Raw genomic sequence first — 17033 nt, 5'->3', positions numbered from 1 at the left:
GTCAGGTGGTCGCCGGCACCCAGGCGCGCTCGGCCGCCGCGGCGGCCGCCTTGCGGCGGAGTCCGGCCAGGCTGTGCTTGGCGGGGACCAGCAGCGCGCTCAACCAGGTGCGCCGGTATTCCTCCAACGCGAGCGCGACGGGTCGATACGTCAGGCAATGCACCAGCCCCGGTGTGCCGAGCCGGTGCTTCCCGGCGTGCTTGCTGGCTCGCATCTTTCCTCCGTGTGCGCGACTTCCCGCGCGCACCGTATGCAATGGACACCCGGGACCACCGGAAAGAGTCGGCGTGTCCCCGTATCGGTTACATCACGGCCCGGCGGCGATGGCCCGAACGACACGTAGTTGAATGCGGGCATGCTGCGGGTGGGTCTCACAGGCGGAATCGGAGCGGGTAAGTCGACGGTCGCGACCCGGTTGGCCGTGCACGGCGCCGTCGTCATCGACTCCGACGCGATCGCCCGCGAGGTGGTGGAGCCGGGCACCCAGGGACTGAACGAACTGGTGGCGGCCTTCGGCACGGACATCCTCGACGCCGACGGCGCACTGAACCGGCCGGCGTTGGCGGCAAAGGCCTTCAGCGACGAGACGGCGCGTAGTCGCCTGAACGCGATCGTGCACCCGCTGATCGGCGCCCGCACGGCCGAGTTGATGGCGGGCGCCGCGCCCGGCTCGATCGTGGTGCACGACGTTCCGCTGCTCGTTGAGAACGGCCTTGCCCCGAACTATCACCTGGTCATCGTGGTCGACGCGCCGGAACAGACGCGGGTGCGGCGCCTGGTCGAGACGCGCGGGATGACCGAGCAGGACGCCCGCGCCCGGATCGCCGCGCAGGTCGACGAGGCCGAGCGCCGGGCCGTGGCGGACGTCTGGCTCGACAATTCCGGTGCCACGGACGATGTGCTGGGTGAGGTGGACCGGCTCTGGGCCGAGCGGCTGAAGCCGTTCGAGGCCAACGTCCGGCTGCGGCACCCACGCGCCCCGATGCGGCCCCGTCTGGTGCCCTACGACCCGACGTGGCCCGCACAGGCCGCGCGGGCGCTGGCCCGTATCCGTCGCGTGGTGGGGGAGCGGGTGTTGCGTGCCGACCACATCGGATCGACGTCCGTGCCCGGCCTGCCGGCGAAGGACGTGCTCGACCTTCAGCTCACCGTGTCTACATTGGACGATGCGGACGGCTTCGCGGAAGAGCTGTCCGACGCCGGGTTCGTGCGGGCCGAGGGCCAGTGGTGGGACGACCCGGTCGACAGCGGTGCGGAGGTCTGGCCGAAGCGGTTCCATTTCGGCGCCGACCCGCAGCGCCCGGTGAACCTGCATGTGCGGTCGCCGGCCACCCCGGCCTGGCGCCTGGCGCTGCTGTTCGCCGAGTTCCTCCGCGCCCATCCCGCCGAATGCGACGCCTATGCCGCCGTCAAGTACCGGCTCGCCGAAGAACACGAAACGACCGACGGCTACGCCGAGGAGAAACAGGGCTGGGTCAACGCCGCCTTCGCCCGCGCGGAGACCTGGGCGGCCGAGACCGGCTGGTCGCCCGGCCCCCTCGCCTGACCCGCCCACACCCGCCCACACCACGCCGTGTCCCCGCCCCAACCACCCGTGTCCCCGATCCAGGCGCGCGTGTCCCCGCCCCAGACAGCCGAGTTCCGGCTTCAGGCGGCCATCTTCCCGGTTCAGGCGGCCAGCTTCCTGGTTCGGGCGACCATCTTCCTGGTTCGGGAGGCTGGGCGCACCGGTCTCCGGCCTTGCCGCGGCCCGCGAGTGTCGCTCGACCACCCAGGCAGGACAACGTCCGGCAGCTGCACGATGTCTGGCGGCCGGGCAGCCACGCGTGCACCGGCCGGCGCGCACAGGGCCTCGTCAACCCGGTGACCGCATGAGTGACCCGTTACTCCCGAAATACGGCATGAACGGGCCACTCGTGCCCTCCGGAAGGCCCGGCCGCTGGTCGGCATACCCCCAAGTCGATGCCGACCAGCGGCCAGGAAACCTGGCTCGCCGCCGAAACGGTCGTGCCGGCCGCTCATCGCGGGCATCCGCGCTGTCGCGGCGGCCCGCGTGAACACCGGCTGTTTCGCCAGAGCTGCCAGTTCGACGCACCCGGACGCCATTTGGTTCACGCCGTTTTCGTCTTTCTCGCGGCTTTCTCGCGGCGCGATCGAGCATCCCGGCGGCGGCCGGACTCCGGACGTCCGACCGGTGCACGGACCGCGCGCCGGTGGGACGATCAGCGGCGCTTCCAGCTCAGCTCGATGTCCATGCTGGAAAGCCAGTCGTCCAGCCGGTATCCGTGGGCGGCGAGGCCGGCGACCGTGCGGTAAACGATCTCCAGCGCCCGGTGTGCCTCGGCCGGGGACAGGAGCCCGGCCGAGGTCGCGGCCAGCAACTCGTCGGTGTCCAGCACCTCCAGCCCGCGCCCCTCCCGCAGGACCAGGTCCAGATACAGGTCGGTGGTCCGCCACACCCGCGCGCCGGTGTCGATGGTCACCACGTCGAAGTAGACGTCCTGGTCCCGCTCGTGTCCCGGGGTGAACCAGAAGTCGGTCAGCCGCAGGCCGAGCCCGGGCAGGAGCCAGGATTCGAGATAGTCGAACTGCTTGCGCCCGGGCGCGGGGCGCGCGAGGTAGAGGCCGAACTCCGCTACGCGGTACTGCTCGACCTCGCGCTCGATCCCCTTGGGATCGGTGTTGACCCCGGCGGCGAGGTCGAAGATTTCGATCTTCGGCGGGTGGATCGGTTCCATAGCAGAGATTCTCCTGCTTGGCGCCGCGAAAGCCAGTACTGCGACGGTAGGGTGATCTTGTGGTGGAGAAGGACGTCGTGATCGACCAGATGGGCCGGATCGCCGCGATAGTGCGGGATCGCGCCGAGGACCTGACGGCCGAGATGATCGACCTGTATGCGCGCGAACTGCCGCATCTGGTGCGGGACGAGGAGAGCGTGGTCGGGCTGCTTTCGGCGAGCCTGTACCAGAACATCGAGACCGCATTGCAGATCTTCCAGCACGACATCGACCCGACCCGAGTGGAGGCTCCGGCGGCTGCGATGGAGTACGCCCGCCGGCTGGCGCAGCGCGGCACCCCGGTGATCGACCTGATCCGCGCGTATTACCTGGCCGTGAGCGCGATTCTCGAGCACGGCGTGGCGGTGATCGGCAAGGAGGTCACCGGCACGGAGATGATGGCGGCCGTGATGAGCCGTACGCTCACCGTCACCTTCGCCTTCATCGACCGGGTCATCCAGCAGGTGGTGTCGGCCTATCAGGAGGAGCGGGACCGCTGGCTGCTCAACCGCAGCACGGCCCGCGCCGCGCGGGTGCGCGCGTTGCTCGCGGGCGACGCCACCGACCTCGACGCGGCCGAGCTCGACCTCGGCTACCGGCTGCGGGGCGTCCATGTCGCGATGATCGTCTGGTGCGCGCCGGACTCCGTTGAGGGCAACGCGTTGTCCCGGCTGGAGGCGGTGGCGACCGAGATCGGCGCGTGCGCCGGCGCCCTGGGGCCGCCGCTGTTCGTGCCCAACGACGAGTTGTGCGCGTGGGTGTGGTTCCCGCTCGAGGTGCCCGAACTGCCGGACGAAAAGCAGGTCGAGCGGGTCCTCGGGGCGGCCGAGCCCGGCATCCGGCTGGTGCTGGGCGAGCCGGGGCCGGGCGTGGAGGGTTTCCGGCGCAGCCACAACCAGGCCCAGCGGGTGCGCGCCCTGGCGCTGGCCGCGGGCGAGCACTGCGACCGTGCGCTGACCTTCCGGGACGTGGGCGCGCTGGCGTTGATGGCGGCCGACCTTGGCGCGGCGCGGCAGTGGGTGGCCGACACGCTCGGTCCCCTGGCCATCGACGACGAGCAGCACGAACGCCTGCGCGACACGCTGCGCGTCTTCCTGGCCGCCGGCGGGAGCTACACGGCCTCGGCGGCGCAACTGATGATGCACAAGAACTCGGTGCAGTACCGGGTACGCAAGGCTGAGGAGACGCTCGGCCGGCCGGTCGCCGACAACCGGCTGGACCTCGAACTCGCCCTGAAACTGTGCCACCGGCTCGGCTCGGCCGTGCTGGTGCGGAAATCGTCCTGAGCGTCCTGCACATGCAGCTGCACGGGCGGATTCACGCAGGTCAGGGTCATTCCGGCGCCGGTTGATCATTATTTTGATTATTTTGGTCTCGCGCACCAGCGGGGTGGGTGATCGTTGGGTCCTCGGCACGAAGCCTTCGCGATTATTCCGCTTTAGAGTTCCGAGCCATGGGGAACCTGGTGTACGCCGAGACGGCCGAAGTGATGGCGGTCGTCCGCCTGCGTCGCGGGGTCGTCGGCGAGCGCAGAAGGGTCTGCCACATCGTGCCGATCCCGGATGCCGGGCCGATTCCCCATCAGTTGCGTGCCTTGTGCGGTGAGGCGATCGTGCCGGGGGACGCCGAGGTCCTGAACCGCATCGCCGGGATGCCCTGCGAGGCATGCCTGGGTGCGTCCACGCGACAGCACTACCGCCGCGAGTACCACGCCCTGGACCGAGAGGCCGTCTAGCTCTCCGCCGCAACCTTCATAATCGGATTCGCGGCCGGAGAGCCGCCGCCGGCTTCCGGAGGTCTTCGGCCCGGCCCGCGAAAATGTCGGTGGGCGCGCTTACCCTGGTGTCGTGGCCTTTGCGACAGAACACCCCGTGCTCGCCCAGTCCGAGTTCCGCCCGGTCTCGGAGATCCCCCGGACCGACGGGCGGTTCGAGGTGGTCAGCGAATACCGGCCGGCGGGTGACCAGCCGGCGGCCATCGACGACCTGGAACGGCGGCTCACCGCGGGGGAGAAGGACGTGGTCCTGCTGGGCGCCACCGGCACCGGCAAGTCCGCGACCACGGCCTGGATGATCGAGCGGTTGCAGCGGCCGACGCTGGTGATGGCCCCCAACAAGACGCTGGCCGCGCAGCTGGCCAACGAGCTGCGGGAGCTGTTCCCGCACAACGCCGTCGAATACTTCGTCAGCTACTACGATTATTACCAGCCCGAGGCGTACGTCCCGCAGACCGACACCTACATCGAGAAGGACTCGTCGATCAACGACGACGTCGAGCGCCTGCGGCACTCCGCGACGATGAACCTGCTGTCCCGGCGCGACGTCATCGTGGTGGCTTCGGTGTCGTGCATCTACGGCCTGGGCACGCCACAGTCCTACCTGGACCGCTCCGCGAAGCTGGAGGTCGGTGCCGAGATCGAGCGGGACGTCTTCCTCCGCGCGCTGGTCGACGTGCAGTACACCCGCAACGACCTCGCGTTCGCGCGCGGCACCTTCCGGGTGCGTGGCGACACGGTCGAGATTATTCCGGCTTACGAGGAGCTGGCGGTCCGCGTCGAGTTCTTCGGCGACGAGATCGACAAGCTGTACTACCTGCACCCGCTCACCGGCGAGATCGTGCGTGAGGTGGACGAGGTGCGCATCTTCCCCGCCACGCACTACGTCGCCGGGCCCGAGCGGATGGAGAAGGCCATCCGCGGGATTGAGGCGGAGCTGGAAGAGCAGCTGGCCAAGCTGGAGAAGCAGGGCAAGCTGCTGGAGGCCCAGCGGCTGCGCATGCGCACCACCTACGACATCGAGATGATGCGCCAGGTCGGGTTCTGCTCGGGCATTGAGAACTACTCGCGGCACGTCGACGGCCGCGCGGCAGGCTCGGCCCCGGCCACCCTGATCGACTACTTCCCCGAGGACTTCCTGCTGGTCATCGACGAGTCACACGTCACGGTGCCGCAGATCGGGGGCATGTACGAGGGCGACGCCTCCCGCAAGCGCACGCTGGTCGAGCACGGCTTCCGGCTGCCGAGCGCGCTGGACAACCGGCCGTTGACCTGGGAGGAGTTCAGCGACCGCATCGGCCAGACGGTGTACCTGTCGGCCACCCCCGGCCCGTACGAGATGGGCCAGACCGGCGGCGAGTTCGTGGAGCAGGTCATCCGACCGACCGGCCTGGTCGACCCGGAGGTGATCGTCAAGCCGACCGAGGGCCAGATCGACGATCTGGTGCACGAGATCCGCGAGCGGGCCGAGAAGGACGAGCGGGTCCTGGTCACCACGCTGACCAAGAAGATGGCCGAGGATCTCACCGACTACCTGCTGGAGCTGGGCATCCGGGTGCGGTACCTGCACTCGGAAGTGGACACGCTCCGCCGGGTGGAGCTGTTGCGGCAGCTGCGGTCGGGCGATTTCGACGTGCTGGTCGGCATCAACCTGCTGCGGGAAGGGCTCGACCTGCCCGAGGTCTCCCTGGTGGCGATCCTCGATGCGGACAAGGAAGGTTTCCTGCGCAGCGGCACCTCGCTGATCCAGACCATCGGCCGGGCGGCGCGGAACGTGTCGGGCCAGGTGCACATGTACGCGGACAAGGTCACCGACTCGATGCAGTACGCCATCGACGAGACCAACCGCCGCCGCGCCAAGCAGATCGCCTACAACGAAGAGCGCGGGATCGATCCGCAGCCGCTGCGCAAGAAGATCGCCGACATTCTCGACCGCGTCTACACCGAGGCGGAGGACTCCGACTCCGGGATCGAGGTCGGTGGCTCGGGCCGGAACGTCTCGCGGGGCAAGAAGCCCGAGCAGGGCCGCGGCGGGCGCAGTTCCGGCGTCCTGGTGGACCGGGACGTCTCGACCATGCCGCGTGCCGAACTCGCCGATCTCATCCAGCAGATGACCGAGCAGATGATGCAGGCCGCGCGCGACCTCCAGTTCGAGCTGGCGGCCCGGCTGCGCGACGAGATCGCCGAGCTCAAGAAGGAACTTCGCGGCATGGACGCTGCCGGCGTCAAATAGCTGATCCACAGTGGACTCGCTGAGGCTGGGGCGGCAGTGCCATAGCCATTGTCGGTTCGGGTTCCGGACACCGGGCGGGGTGCGCGTCTGGGAGATCGGGACAAATAGTCCGTGACGGCGCCCTGTCCTGGTGACGAGCGTCATGGTGGCTGATTGCTCAACCGTTCGTAGTGTTGCCGTCATGACTTGGTGGCAGGGTGTGCTGATCACGCTCGCCGGGCTGTGGGCCGGCACGATCAACACGGTCGTCGGCTCGGGCACCCTGGTGACCTTCCCGGTGCTCGTGGCGCTTGGCTATCCACCGGTGACTGCGACGACGTCGAACGCGGTAGGGCTGATCAGCGGCACGATCGCCGGCGCGTACGGGTACCGCCATGAGCTTCACGGACAGCGCGACCGGCTGATCCGTTACGCGACGGCGTCCATGCTCGGTGCCGTCGGCGGTGCGATGCTTCTCCTTTTGTTGCCGCATGGTGCGTTCGAGGTCGTCGTGCCGGCGTTGATCGGGATCGCGGTCGTGCTCGTCGTGGCCCAGCCCTTGTTGGTCAAGCGGATACGTCCTCGTACCGGCGCGCCACATTCGGCACCACTGCTGTATGTGCTCATCTTTCTCATCGGGGTGTATGGCGGGTATTTCACCGCCGCGCAGGGCGTCCTGCTGATCGGTGTGATGGGGTTGCTGTTGGCTGACTCGTTACAGCGGCTGAACGCTTTCAAGAACGCGCTGGCCGCCGTGGTCAACCTCGTGGCCGGCGCGATCTATGCGGTCATCGCACCGATCAACTGGCCGGTGGTCGCGGTCCTCGCGGTCAGTTCCACGTTCGGTGCCCTGGTCGGCGCCAAGATCGGGCGTAAACTCCCGCCGACCGCGCTGCGCGTGGTGATCGCGGTCATCGGCGTGGCCGCGCTCGGCCGGTTCCTCACCGAGTGAGCCGACCCGGTCCCGGCAGAGGGACCTCTCGTGACGGCCGGGTTGACCTGTCTGTCTGTTGCGGACGGTCCACGGCGTCGTCCAGCGCCGACCACAATGGACAGTGTCAGGCGAGCACGGCCTCCTCGTACGTGCGCTGGGCCTCACCGACATCCACCAACTGCCAGCCGCGCATCCAGTGGTGCGTGCGCTCGAACATCTCCCTGGTATAGGGCTGTGGAACAATCCGCTCGCCCGGCCCGAACCGCCGCACGTCGACAAGTTCGGACAGAGCGTCGGGGAGCTCCCGGTCCCAGTAGTGGGTGTGCCGGTGCGGGTCCATGTCGATCTCCTGCTGTGCCCGCAGCAGTGCGCGGAAGTAACGCTCGACATCCTCGGCGGCCGACGTCGCGGAGACCAGGAAGCCCATGATGAACGTCGTGTCGACCAGCTTGCGGAAACCGAGTTGCTCCAACAAGTAGTACATGGCCCCCCACGCGTTCACCGCGGGAATCCGGCGATCGACCAGCAACCGCGCCCGGTCGAAGGGGCGCCCGACGAAACTGAGCCGGATACGGTCGGTGTCGAGGAAGGCTTCGAGTGCCTGTAGCGCGGAGTAATGACTACCGGAGTGGTAGCCCACGCCCACGTCCACCCCGGCAAGATCGTTCGGCCGGTGCAGGTCCGACTCCGGCGCGACAAAGATTCCCGAAGGACAAACGGAGTATGCCTTCCCGTACATCCTGCCATGGTTCCCGGCCGACGCCGCGTTCACCGCCCAGTGGCAGGCACACGACACATCGGAACTCCGGCCCTGCTGCATGTCCTCGAATGCCCCGCTCCTGATCTGCGCCGGCACGTCCGCCGCCGACGTGATCGACGCCTCGGCCGAACTCCCCGCGAACCCGTCCGGGTCGAACTCGTAGTCCAACCCCTCGGCACCGAAGAATCCCAGCTCGTCGGCAACCCACTCGTGCAGGCGGACATGCGGCTGGATGCGGAATGGCATGATCATCTCCTCGGCCTTGAGATAGTGATCTCACGCACGCACGACAACCACGCCACAGTAAGCCGACTCCAACAGCGTGGGCAATGCGGAAAAACCGATCCACCCATCTGCGTCACTGCCGATAGACACGAGATCGCTGGGACACAACGAATTCAATACTCCCTCGAGTTTTGGAGCAAGCGCCGAGGTTTACTGTCGCGTCTTGGATACGTCAAATGTCGCATTTTCCCAAGGTGGGATCATGTTCTGCTGGTACCGCTTCACTCGCCGCGAGCCAGGGCGTGCCGGGGGAGCGGGGTGGACAGGATCATGGTGCTGGACGGGCGGCCGTAACGGGCGAGCCGGTCGATCAGCCGCTCGAACGTCGCCATGGATTCGGCGGCCACCTTGAGGATGCTGCAGGCGTCGCCGGTGACCCGGTGAATCTCGCGGATCTCGGGCCAGCCGGGCACCTCCGGGTCGCGCAGCACGCAGTGCTGCCCGTAGCACGACATCCGAATGAACGCGTTCACGCCCCAGCCGACGCGTTCTGCGTCGATTTCCGCGTGGTAGCCGGTGATCACGCCGGCCGTCTCCAGCCGGCGTACGCGCTCTGCCACGGCGGGTGGCGACAGGTGCACGCGCCGGGACAACTCGTTGAAGGACAACCGCGCGTTGTCCTGGAGCTCCCGCAGGATCTCCCAGTCCATCTCGTCCACCAGGACGTCCTCTCGTTTGTTAAGTAGATCGCAGCATATGCGGAGGAAGTCACGGCTGAACACGGGTATCGCCGTTGAAATGGCATTCCGTCCGCCTGTTCACCGGGGCATAATCCTTGCGGAGGGTGCTTATGAGCGAACCGAGCGTTGACACTCTGATCGTCGACTTCGACGGGCGCGTGCCCTACGACCGCTATGTCGAGGCCACAACCCTGCACAGTCTTCAGCGACCGCGCACCGATGACCCCGGCGAGATGTCCTTCCTGGTGGTCAGCCAGATCATGGAGTTGTACTTCCGGCTCATCGACTCCGAACTCCGCGAGGCGCAGCGGCAGTTGCGCGCCGGTGAGATCTGGTCGTCGCTCGCGCCCCTGCGCCGCGCCGCGCTGCATCTGGAGGGCCTCGACGCCAGCTGGCAGAGCCTGCGCTGGATGACCCCGGCCGACTTCAATCGTTTCCGCGCGCAGCTGGGCGACGCATCGGGCATGCAGTCGGCGATGTACCGGCGGCTGGAATTCAGGCTGGGGTTGAGGACCGCTTCGCTGATCCGTCTGTTCAAGCGAGATGTGGCCACCCACCGGGAGCTGCTGCGCTCGCTCGAAGAGCCGAGCATCTGGGACGACACGGTCGCCGTGCTCGCCGCGCACGGCCACGAGATCCCGCGCGCCGTGCTCGACCGCGATTTCACCCTCGAGCACGTGCCCCACCCGGCCGTCGAGGCCGCGTGGGTGGCGATCTACTCCGACGATGGCCCGGACAACCACCTCAGAATGCTGGGCGAAGCCCTCGCCGAGGTCGCCGAGCGGTTCGGGGAGTGGCGCTACCACCATCTGAGCGCGGTTCGTCGTGCGATGGGGGCAAAGCCGGGCACCGGCGGCTCGTCCGGCATCGGGTGGCTGGAACGGAGCCTGGCACGAGCGGTCTTTCCCGAACTGTGGTCGGCCCGCACCCACATGTGACGCCGTGGCCTTTCCAGCCCATGGAGGCGGTTTGGCGCCCCGGGAAACCACCCTTTACCGTGGCGGCTGGTGGATCCGGCGTCGGCAGGCCGGACCGGAGCAGGTCTGGCGAAGCCGGCCGGATTGGTTGGGAGCGTGGGAATGCGGATTCTCGTCGTCGGTGCCGGAGCCACCGGTGGGTTCTTCGGAGCGCGGCTGGTGCGCGCGGGCCGGGACGTCACGTTCCTGGTGCGGCCACGGCGGGCGGCGCTGCTGCGCGAGCGCGGGCTGCGCATCACGGGTCTCGGCGAAAACGAAATCCTCCGGCCTGAGCTGGTCACGGCCGCGGAGCTGGCGGAACCGTACGACGTCGTGCTGGTGTCGGTGAAGGCCGCCGCGCTGGAGCGGGCCGTCGAGGACGTCGCCCCGGCCGTCGGGCCGCGCACGGTGATCGTGCCATTCCTCAACGGAATGGCGCATTTGGACACTCTCAACGCCCGGTTCGGCAAGGAATCCGTGCTGGGGGGCGTGGTGAAGGTGATGACCACGATCAACGCCGACGGCGACATCCTGCGGGTGGGGCCGCTGGCCGGCTTCGTGCTGGGAGAGCAGGGCGGCGGCGTCTCGCCGCGGGTGGCGGAGCTGGGCAAGGAGCTGGACGTCGACGGCTACGAATTCACGGTCTCGGCGGACATCATCGGGGAAATGTGGCGCAAATGGGCGTTCATCGCCTCGCTGGGGGCGATCACCTGTCTGATGCGTGGTTCGGTCGGGGATGTCGCCGCAGTTCCGGGTGGCGCCGAGTTCGCGCGCGCGGTCATCGCCGAGGCGGCGGCGGTCGCCTCGGCAGCCGGTCATCCGGTGCCCGATGCCGAACTCGAGGCGTCCACGGCGATCTGCACCCGAGCCGGGTCCCCGATCACCTCCTCCATGTACCGGGACGTGGCCGCGGGGAACCCGGCCGAAGTCGAACACGTCTTCGGTGACCTGGTGGCGCGGGCGCGGGCGATGTCGGTGGACACCCCGCTGCTGGACCTGGCGACCCTGCACCTGCGGGTCCACCAGCATCGCGTCACGAGCTGACGGGCGCGCAGCCGGCAGCGGTAGCTACCCGGCGGTCGAGTCGCTTTCCAGCACGCCGAAAATGTTGCCTTCGGTGTCCTTGCAGTAGGCGAGCCAGCCCACTCCGCGGATCAGGCTTCTCGGTCTCACCACCCCGCCGCCGGCCTGCTCGACGCGCCGGGTGACACAGTCGAGGTCGGTGACATCCAGGGTCACGGGGAAGGCGTTCACCGGTGCGCCTTCCGGTGGCGGCGGGCCTTCCCTGGCCACCAGCCCGCCGTCGATACCGGGCCCGTTGCCGGTCGTGATCAACCAGTACGGGGTATCGCCCCAGCGTTCGAACCCCCACTCGAATACCGTGGCGTAGAAGGTTATCGCCCGCTCGGGATCGGTCGCGTGGACCTCGAAATGAACCGGACGAGGCATGGCGTGTGCCTCCTGGGGGATGTGGGAATAAAAAGACTTTACGCGGCCGGGGCGACGCCGCGCCAGCCGCTGTCCGCATGGTTCACGGCGGATCGCGGCCAGGCGGGGGTTTTCCCGGAAATGCCACGCATCGGCTCACTGCGCCCACCCACGGTGACCCCCCGCCTGCGTTGCAGGCCGGTCAGCTGGTGATGTCCTTCGTCGCGAATCGGCGGGCCGCGATCAGCCAGAACACCGTCGCGTACGCGATCGCGGAGAGCACGCCCGCGGCGATGTTCGTCCAATCGATATCGGTGGCGATGAAATCCACCCACGAGTACGCGTAGTGCGTCGGCAGGTAGTTCCGCAGGCTGCCCAGCGCGGTGATCTGGTCGAGGATCTGGGACAGGATCGCCACCAGCACGGTGCCGCCGACCGCGCCCAACGGCGCGTCGGTGAGCACACTCAGCAGCAGGCCCAGCCCCGCGACCCAGGCCAGCTGGATCACGATATAGCCGCACGACATGGCCAGCGCGAGCAGGCTCTGTCCGAACGGGATCGCATCGCCGGTCGGGCTGATCGCGTCGCCGGAGCCGTAGAAGATCATGCCCACGCCCAGCGACACGAGCGGCAGCAGCACCAGTGCCAGCAGGGCGAGCAGGGCGGAGGCGATCGCCTTCTGCCGCAGCACGCGATGGCGGGGCACCGGAATCGCCAGCAGGTACTTCAGGCTCGACCAGGAAGCCTCGCTCGCCACCGTGTCGCCGAAGAACAGGGCCACGATCGTGGGCAGCAGGAAGCCGACGGACACGAACAGCGCCAGCACCACGAAGTTCGGCGCGCTCGCCGTCGCCAGGTCGACGAAGCCACCCGAGCGGCGGTTCGGGTTCGACTGACCGAGTTCGAACGCCAGCACCAGGATGAACGGCAGCACCACGACGAACCCGAGCACCAGCTGGGTGCGCCGCCGGCGAAGCTGCCGGCGCAGCTCCACCCCCAGCCGCAGGGTGCGGCCGGGCCGGTAACCGAGCACGCCGCCGTCCGGCCCGACACCGGAGTGCTCGTGTTCGGCCGCGTCGGTGAGCTCGTCGAGCGCTGCCGGATCGGTGTGCACGCCCGTGTCGATCGCCGCGTTCGCGGCCTGGTCCGCCTTGCTCATGCCTTCTCCTCCGCGAGTTCGCGCGCGACCGCGATCGACGCCCTCACCCATCCTCTCCGACCAAGCGCAGGAACGCGTCCTCCAGCCGGCGCCGCGGGCCCGCCTGCTCGACCGCCACCCCGGCGTGCACCAGCGCCGCCACCGCCTCGGCACGCGGCAGCCCGTCCAGGTCGGCGTGCACGAGGTTGCCCTCGACGTCCACATGGGACACTCCGTCGAAGCCGCGCAGGGCGTCCGCGGCGGCGGCCGGCCGGTCCACCCGGAAGGTCGCCTCGCCACCCGCGGCCGCGATGTCGCCGACCTCGCCCGCGGCGACCAGCGCGCCCCGGTGCATGACCACCACATGCGTGCATGTCTGCTCGACCTCGGCCAGCAGGTGGCTGGACACCAGCACGGTGCGCCCGGTGGCCGCGTAACGCTGCAGCACCTCGCGCATCTGGTGGATCTGGGGCGGGTCGAGCCCGTTGGTCGGTTCGTCGAGCACGAGCAGCTCCGGCAGGCCCAGCATCGCCTGCGCGATGGCCAGCCGCTGCCGCATGCCCTGGCTGTACGTGCGCACCTTCCGGTGCACCGCGTCGCCGAGCCCGGCGATTTCCAGCGCCTCGGTGACGTGCGCGCTTTCGACCGGCCGTCCGGTGGCCGCCCAGTACAGCTGGAGGTTCGTGGCACCCGACAGGTGAGGCAGGAAGCCGGAGCCTTCGACGAACGAGCCGATCCGGGACAGCACCGGCGCGCCCGCCGTGATCCGGTGTCCGAACACCCGGATTTCCCCGGCGCTCGGCGTGATCAGGCCCATCAGCATGCGCAGCGTCGTCGTCTTGCCTGCGCCGTTGGGGCCGAGCAGCCCGAGCACCTGGCCTCGTTCGACGCGGAAGGAAAGCTGCTTCACCGCGGTCAGGCCGCCGGGGTATGCCTTGGTGAGCCCGTTGATCACCAGCGGCACCTCGGCCAGTTCGGGGTCGGCGTGGTGTGCCCGCCGCCGGCGCAGCGCCGCGATCAGCGCGATCACCAGCGCCGCGGCGACCACGCCCGCGATGGCCAGCAGGTTGTTCACCGGCCACCCGGCCCCGACCGCGTGACCCGGCACGGTCGGGACGGTCACGCCGCCGTCGAGAGAGACGCGGTAGGAGGCGGGCGCGACGGGCGTGGTGAAGGACTGGTCGGTGGTGCCGACCACGATCCGCACCAGGTGGCCGGACTCGATGGGCCGCACGATCCCGGCCAGGGTCACCGGCACCTCGACCGGGCTGCCGTCGGCCGGCAGGGCGACCCGGATCGGCATCACCTGGTTCGCCGGCAGGCTGGCGGTCCCGTCCGGACTCACGTCGTAGAGCTTGACGAACAGCACGGCCTCGCCCGCGGTGCCCGAGACCCGCAACCGGATCGTGGGCGCCCCGGCCACGAGGAGCTGGGAGGCCAGCGGGGCCGAGGTGAACCGGGCCGACTGGCCGGGCGGGTCGACGCCGAACAGGCCGGTCGCCCGCGAGGAGCCGGAGAGCCCGTTGAGTCCGGGGATGCCGCTCACCGCCGCCGGCACCCCGCCCGGAGGATTCACGATCGTCTGTTCCGGCCCGGCCAGCGCCACCGTCTGGTCTTGTGACACGTCGCTGGCCGCTTCCACGATCCGGACCGACGGGGCACCCGAAGCGCGCAGGGTGCCCTGGACGTCGTAGGGGAACCCGCTGACCGGGTTGGTGCCCTCACCGGTGAGCTGGAAGCGCAGCCAGTCGTGGATCTTGGCGCGCAGCTGCGGGCCGGGCTTGCCGCCGTCGTGCCCACCCGCGTACCAGATCTGCTGAACCTGCCCGCCCGCCGCGGTGATCTGCCGGGCGTTGGCCTCGGCCTGGTCGAGCCCGAACAGCGTGTCGTTCTCGCCCTGCACCAGCAGCGTGGGCACCTTGATGTTCGCGGTGACGGAATCGGGCGAGACCCGGTGCAGCAGGTCCAGGGTGGCCGGGCTGGCCACGCCGGTGGTGGCCAGTTCGGTGTAGGCCTGGCAGATTCGCGCGGTGAACCGGCCGCACGAGGCGCCGTTCCCGGGTGCCGCCGGCGGCGACTGCGGCGCCGAAGCGGCGGCGGCCGAGCCGGCCCCGGAAGAGAGGGCGGTGGCGCTGTCGGTGGTCGCCTGCCCCGGTTCGGGCGCCTCGGCTCCCGTGCCGCCGCCCGCGCCGCCCGTGGCTCCCGAGGAGAACAGCAGCGCCGCCCACGACCGCTTGAAGACCCCGTTCGGGATCAGGCTTTGCGCCAGGTCGTTGTAGGTGATGACGGGCGCTATCGCGTCGACTCGCCGGTCCTGGCCGGCCAGCATGAGGGTCAGCGCGCCGCCGTAGGAGACGCCGGTTACGCCGACGTGCGGGTCGTTCGGGCCGTCTTGCTGCACCTCCGGCCGCGTGGCGAGGTAGTCGAGGAGGCGGGAGGAGTCGGCGACCTCGAAGTCCGGGTCGTTGAGCGAGATCTGGCCGGCGCTGTGGCCGAAGCCGCGCGCGGAGTAGGTGAGCACCACGAACCCCTTGCGCGCCAGTTCCTGGGCTTCGCCGGTGACACTGGTCTTGTCGGCCCCGAACCCGTGCGCGAGCAGGATCGCGGGCGCCGGTGTTCGTTCCGGGAAGTACATCGTGGTGTCCAGCCGTACCTGCTCGGCCGAGCCGGGAGCGGCGGGCACGTCGATCATCGCGTCCTGGGTCCGCACCGGGGGGCCGTCTCCGCCGGCGGAACGGACCCAGACCAGGCCGACCGCGGCGAGGATGACGACCACGGCGGCCAGCGTCAGCAGGCGAGTGCGCCGGGTGCGTGGAAACGGGAATCGAGGCACGCCATGACCGTATGCGAGCGTTCCTGAGAGTTTGCGCGGGCCGGTAGGTGATAAGGCTTACCTAAGCTGGCCGGCGCCCGCTGCATGCTTCATGATGGCAGGCGTACGTGGAGGGGAGTATTCCTTCGCGGCGGTGTCGTCAGCACGGTTGTCCTGCGGGACCCCGGCACCGTCGGCCAGTGTTTCTGGCGGAAGAGACCTCCGGCTCGGCGCCATGCGCGCTAACCGGAGGTTTTCGCATAGATGTACGTCCCGTTGTGGCTGTGGGCCGCCACCGTTGTGGGCTTGCTCGTCCTGATCGCGGTGGACCTGGTGATCGTGGACCACCGGCCACATGAGATAACCACCGGCGAGGCGGCGCGCTGGGTCGTGTTCTACGTCCTCTGCGCCGTGCTGTTCGGGGCCGGGATCTGGGTGTTCGCGGGGCATGACTACGGCGCCCAGTTCTTCACCGGCTACCTCACCGAGTACTCGCTGTCGGTGGACAACCTGTTCATCTTCATGGTGATCATGGCGTCGTTCAAGGTGCCGGTGATCCACCAGCACCGGGTGCTGCTGGTGGGCATCCTGCTCGCGCTGATGATGCGCAGCGTGTTCATCGCGATCGGTGCGGCGCTCATCTCGCGGTTCGTCTGGGTGTTCTTCGCCTTCGGCGCCGTACTGCTGTGGACCGCGATCAACATGCTGCGCGGCAACGACGACGAGACCGAGTACCGGGAAAACGCGCTCACCCGCTGGGTGCGCAAGATCTACCCGGTGACCGAGGAGTTCCACGGGCACCGGGCGTTCATCACGATCGACCGCAAGCGCCGGATGACCCCGATGGCGCTGGTGATCGTGGCGATCGGCAGCGCCGACCTGCTGTTCGCGGTCGATTCGATCCCGGCGATCTTCGGCATCACCCAGGAGGGCTTTCTGGTCTTCGCCGCCAACGCCTTCGCGTTGATGGGGTTGCGGCAGCTGTATTTCCTGCTCGGCGGCCTGGTGAACCGACTCGTCTACCTGTCTTACGGGTTGGCGATCATCCTGGGCTTCATCGGCGCGAAACTGGTTCTGCACGCGCTCAACGAGTATCACGTCGTGCCGGACTGGCTGGACTTCAGCAACTGGCTCTCCCTCGGGGTGATCGTCGGCGTGCTCACCGTCACAACATTGCTCAGCCTGGCCAAATCCCGGCGTGACCCTCCGGGACGGGCTTCGTCACTACGGTGACGCCGGCCAGGGTTTCGCTGGACGCGCCAAAACCCGGCACCGGC

15 protein-coding genes are annotated in these 17033 nt (G+C 68.9%); 8 read left to right on the top strand and 7 right to left on the bottom strand.

The window, feature by feature from the left end:
• Position 1 precedes the first annotated feature (1 nt).
• Positions 2-214 carry a hypothetical protein gene (locus A3CU_RS0127610; protein WP_027945026.1) on the bottom strand — a complete coding sequence of 71 codons (213 nt, stop codon included), beginning with the start codon at positions 212-214 and terminating at the stop codon, positions 2-4.
• 141 nt (positions 215-355) lie between these two features.
• On the opposite strand from A3CU_RS0127610, the gene coaE reads away from it, so the two are divergent.
• Positions 356-1546 (top strand): dephospho-CoA kinase, encoded by a 1191-nt coding sequence (gene coaE, locus A3CU_RS0127605; RefSeq protein ID WP_027945025.1) that lies wholly within the window; start codon positions 356-358, stop codon positions 1544-1546.
• A 676-nt stretch (positions 1547-2222) separates the two neighbouring features.
• Here the strand turns inward: coaE and A3CU_RS0127600 are convergent.
• The gene (locus tag A3CU_RS0127600; RefSeq protein ID WP_027945024.1) at positions 2223-2738 is read right to left on the bottom strand and encodes a ribonuclease FAU-1 family protein; all 516 of its coding nucleotides are present in this window, start codon (positions 2736-2738) and stop codon (positions 2223-2225) included.
• A gap of 59 nt (positions 2739-2797) precedes the next feature.
• Between A3CU_RS0127600 and A3CU_RS0127595 the strand changes: the two genes are divergently transcribed.
• The 4 genes from A3CU_RS0127595 (at position 2798) to A3CU_RS0127580 (ending at position 7715) form a co-directional block, all read left to right on the top strand.
• Positions 2798-4063 (top strand): PucR family transcriptional regulator, encoded by a 1266-nt coding sequence (locus A3CU_RS0127595; RefSeq protein ID WP_027945023.1) that lies wholly within the window; start codon positions 2798-2800, stop codon positions 4061-4063.
• A 167-nt stretch (positions 4064-4230) separates the two neighbouring features.
• Positions 4231-4512, top strand: a complete 282-nt coding sequence (locus tag A3CU_RS46890; protein ID WP_052372263.1) for a hypothetical protein — start codon at positions 4231-4233, stop codon at positions 4510-4512.
• A gap of 112 nt (positions 4513-4624) precedes the next feature.
• Positions 4625-6784, top strand: coding sequence for an excinuclease ABC subunit UvrB (gene uvrB / locus A3CU_RS0127585; RefSeq protein WP_027945022.1), 2160 nt, complete (start codon positions 4625-4627; stop codon positions 6782-6784).
• A 181-nt stretch (positions 6785-6965) separates the two neighbouring features.
• On the top strand, positions 6966-7715 hold the full coding sequence (locus tag A3CU_RS0127580) for a sulfite exporter TauE/SafE family protein (RefSeq protein WP_027945021.1): 750 nt from the start codon (positions 6966-6968) through the stop codon (positions 7713-7715).
• Positions 7716-7821: 106 nt separating this feature from the next.
• On the opposite strand, the gene A3CU_RS0127575 is transcribed toward A3CU_RS0127580, so the two are convergent.
• The gene (locus A3CU_RS0127575) at positions 7822-8703 is read right to left on the bottom strand and encodes an ABC transporter substrate-binding protein (RefSeq protein ID WP_156960576.1); all 882 of its coding nucleotides are present in this window, start codon (positions 8701-8703) and stop codon (positions 7822-7824) included.
• Positions 8704-8963: 260 nt separating this feature from the next.
• Positions 8964-9392 carry an Lrp/AsnC family transcriptional regulator gene (locus A3CU_RS0127570; RefSeq protein ID WP_211246528.1) on the bottom strand — a complete coding sequence of 143 codons (429 nt, stop codon included), beginning with the start codon at positions 9390-9392 and terminating at the stop codon, positions 8964-8966.
• A gap of 140 nt (positions 9393-9532) precedes the next feature.
• Here A3CU_RS0127570 and A3CU_RS0127565 point away from each other — a divergent pair, with 140 nt between their 5' ends.
• A complete protein-coding gene (locus tag A3CU_RS0127565; protein WP_027945018.1) occupies positions 9533-10360 on the top strand; it encodes a tryptophan 2,3-dioxygenase in 828 nt (275 codons plus the stop codon).
• A 141-nt stretch (positions 10361-10501) separates the two neighbouring features.
• Positions 10502-11422, top strand: a complete 921-nt coding sequence (locus A3CU_RS0127560) for a 2-dehydropantoate 2-reductase (protein WP_027945017.1) — start codon at positions 10502-10504, stop codon at positions 11420-11422.
• A gap of 24 nt (positions 11423-11446) precedes the next feature.
• Here A3CU_RS0127560 and A3CU_RS0127555 read toward each other — a convergent pair whose 3' ends face one another.
• The 3 genes from A3CU_RS0127555 to A3CU_RS0127545 all read right to left on the bottom strand — a co-directional run bounded on the left by A3CU_RS0127555 (position 11447) and on the right by A3CU_RS0127545 (position 15777).
• Positions 11447-11827 carry a VOC family protein gene (locus tag A3CU_RS0127555; protein ID WP_027945016.1) on the bottom strand — a complete coding sequence of 127 codons (381 nt, stop codon included), beginning with the start codon at positions 11825-11827 and terminating at the stop codon, positions 11447-11449.
• Between the two features lie 181 nt (positions 11828-12008).
• Positions 12009-12965: an ABC transporter permease gene (locus tag A3CU_RS0127550; RefSeq protein ID WP_043842727.1), complete on the bottom strand. Its 957-nt coding sequence runs from the start codon at positions 12963-12965 to the stop codon at positions 12009-12011.
• Positions 12966-13008: 43 nt separating this feature from the next.
• The gene (locus A3CU_RS0127545; protein WP_027945014.1) at positions 13009-15777 is read right to left on the bottom strand and encodes an alpha/beta fold hydrolase; all 2769 of its coding nucleotides are present in this window, start codon (positions 15775-15777) and stop codon (positions 13009-13011) included.
• 243 nt (positions 15778-16020) lie between these two features.
• On the opposite strand from A3CU_RS0127545, the gene A3CU_RS0127540 reads away from it, so the two are divergent.
• A complete protein-coding gene (locus A3CU_RS0127540) occupies positions 16021-16989 on the top strand; it encodes a TerC family protein (protein WP_027945013.1) in 969 nt (322 codons plus the stop codon).
• Positions 16990-17033 lie beyond the last annotated feature (44 nt).

Origin of the sequence: Amycolatopsis taiwanensis DSM 45107 (assembly GCF_000519205.1) — a bacterium.
GTDB lineage: Bacteria > Actinomycetota > Actinomycetes > Mycobacteriales > Pseudonocardiaceae > Amycolatopsis_E > Amycolatopsis_E taiwanensis.
Note: the sequence above shows the minus strand (reverse complement) of the source record. Positions and strands in the feature narration are given on the sequence as shown.

Bases quoted from the DNA above. Each gene is read 5' to 3' on its own strand.
- A3CU_RS0127610 (WP_027945026.1), bottom strand. From the start codon at position 214: ATGCGAGCCAGCAAGCACGCCGGGAAGCACCGGCTCGGCACACCGGGG.
- coaE (WP_027945025.1), top strand. From the start codon at position 356: ATGCTGCGGGTGGGTCTCACAGGCGGAATCGGAGCGGGTAAGTCGACG.
- A3CU_RS0127600 (WP_027945024.1), bottom strand. From the start codon at position 2,738: ATGGAACCGATCCACCCGCCGAAGATCGAAATCTTCGACCTCGCCGCC.
- A3CU_RS46890 (WP_052372263.1), top strand. From the start codon at position 4,231: ATGGGGAACCTGGTGTACGCCGAGACGGCCGAAGTGATGGCGGTCGTC.
- A3CU_RS0127580 (WP_027945021.1), top strand. From the start codon at position 6,966: ATGACTTGGTGGCAGGGTGTGCTGATCACGCTCGCCGGGCTGTGGGCC.
- A3CU_RS0127575 (WP_156960576.1), bottom strand. From the start codon at position 8,703: ATGCCATTCCGCATCCAGCCGCATGTCCGCCTGCACGAGTGGGTTGCC.
- A3CU_RS0127570 (WP_211246528.1), bottom strand. From the start codon at position 9,392: ATGGACTGGGAGATCCTGCGGGAGCTCCAGGACAACGCGCGGTTGTCC.
- A3CU_RS0127565 (WP_027945018.1), top strand. From the start codon at position 9,533: ATGAGCGAACCGAGCGTTGACACTCTGATCGTCGACTTCGACGGGCGC.
- A3CU_RS0127560 (WP_027945017.1), top strand. From the start codon at position 10,502: ATGCGGATTCTCGTCGTCGGTGCCGGAGCCACCGGTGGGTTCTTCGGA.
- A3CU_RS0127555 (WP_027945016.1), bottom strand. From the start codon at position 11,827: ATGCCTCGTCCGGTTCATTTCGAGGTCCACGCGACCGATCCCGAGCGG.
- A3CU_RS0127550 (WP_043842727.1), bottom strand. From the start codon at position 12,965: ATGAGCAAGGCGGACCAGGCCGCGAACGCGGCGATCGACACGGGCGTG.
- A3CU_RS0127540 (WP_027945013.1), top strand. From the start codon at position 16,021: ATGTACGTCCCGTTGTGGCTGTGGGCCGCCACCGTTGTGGGCTTGCTC.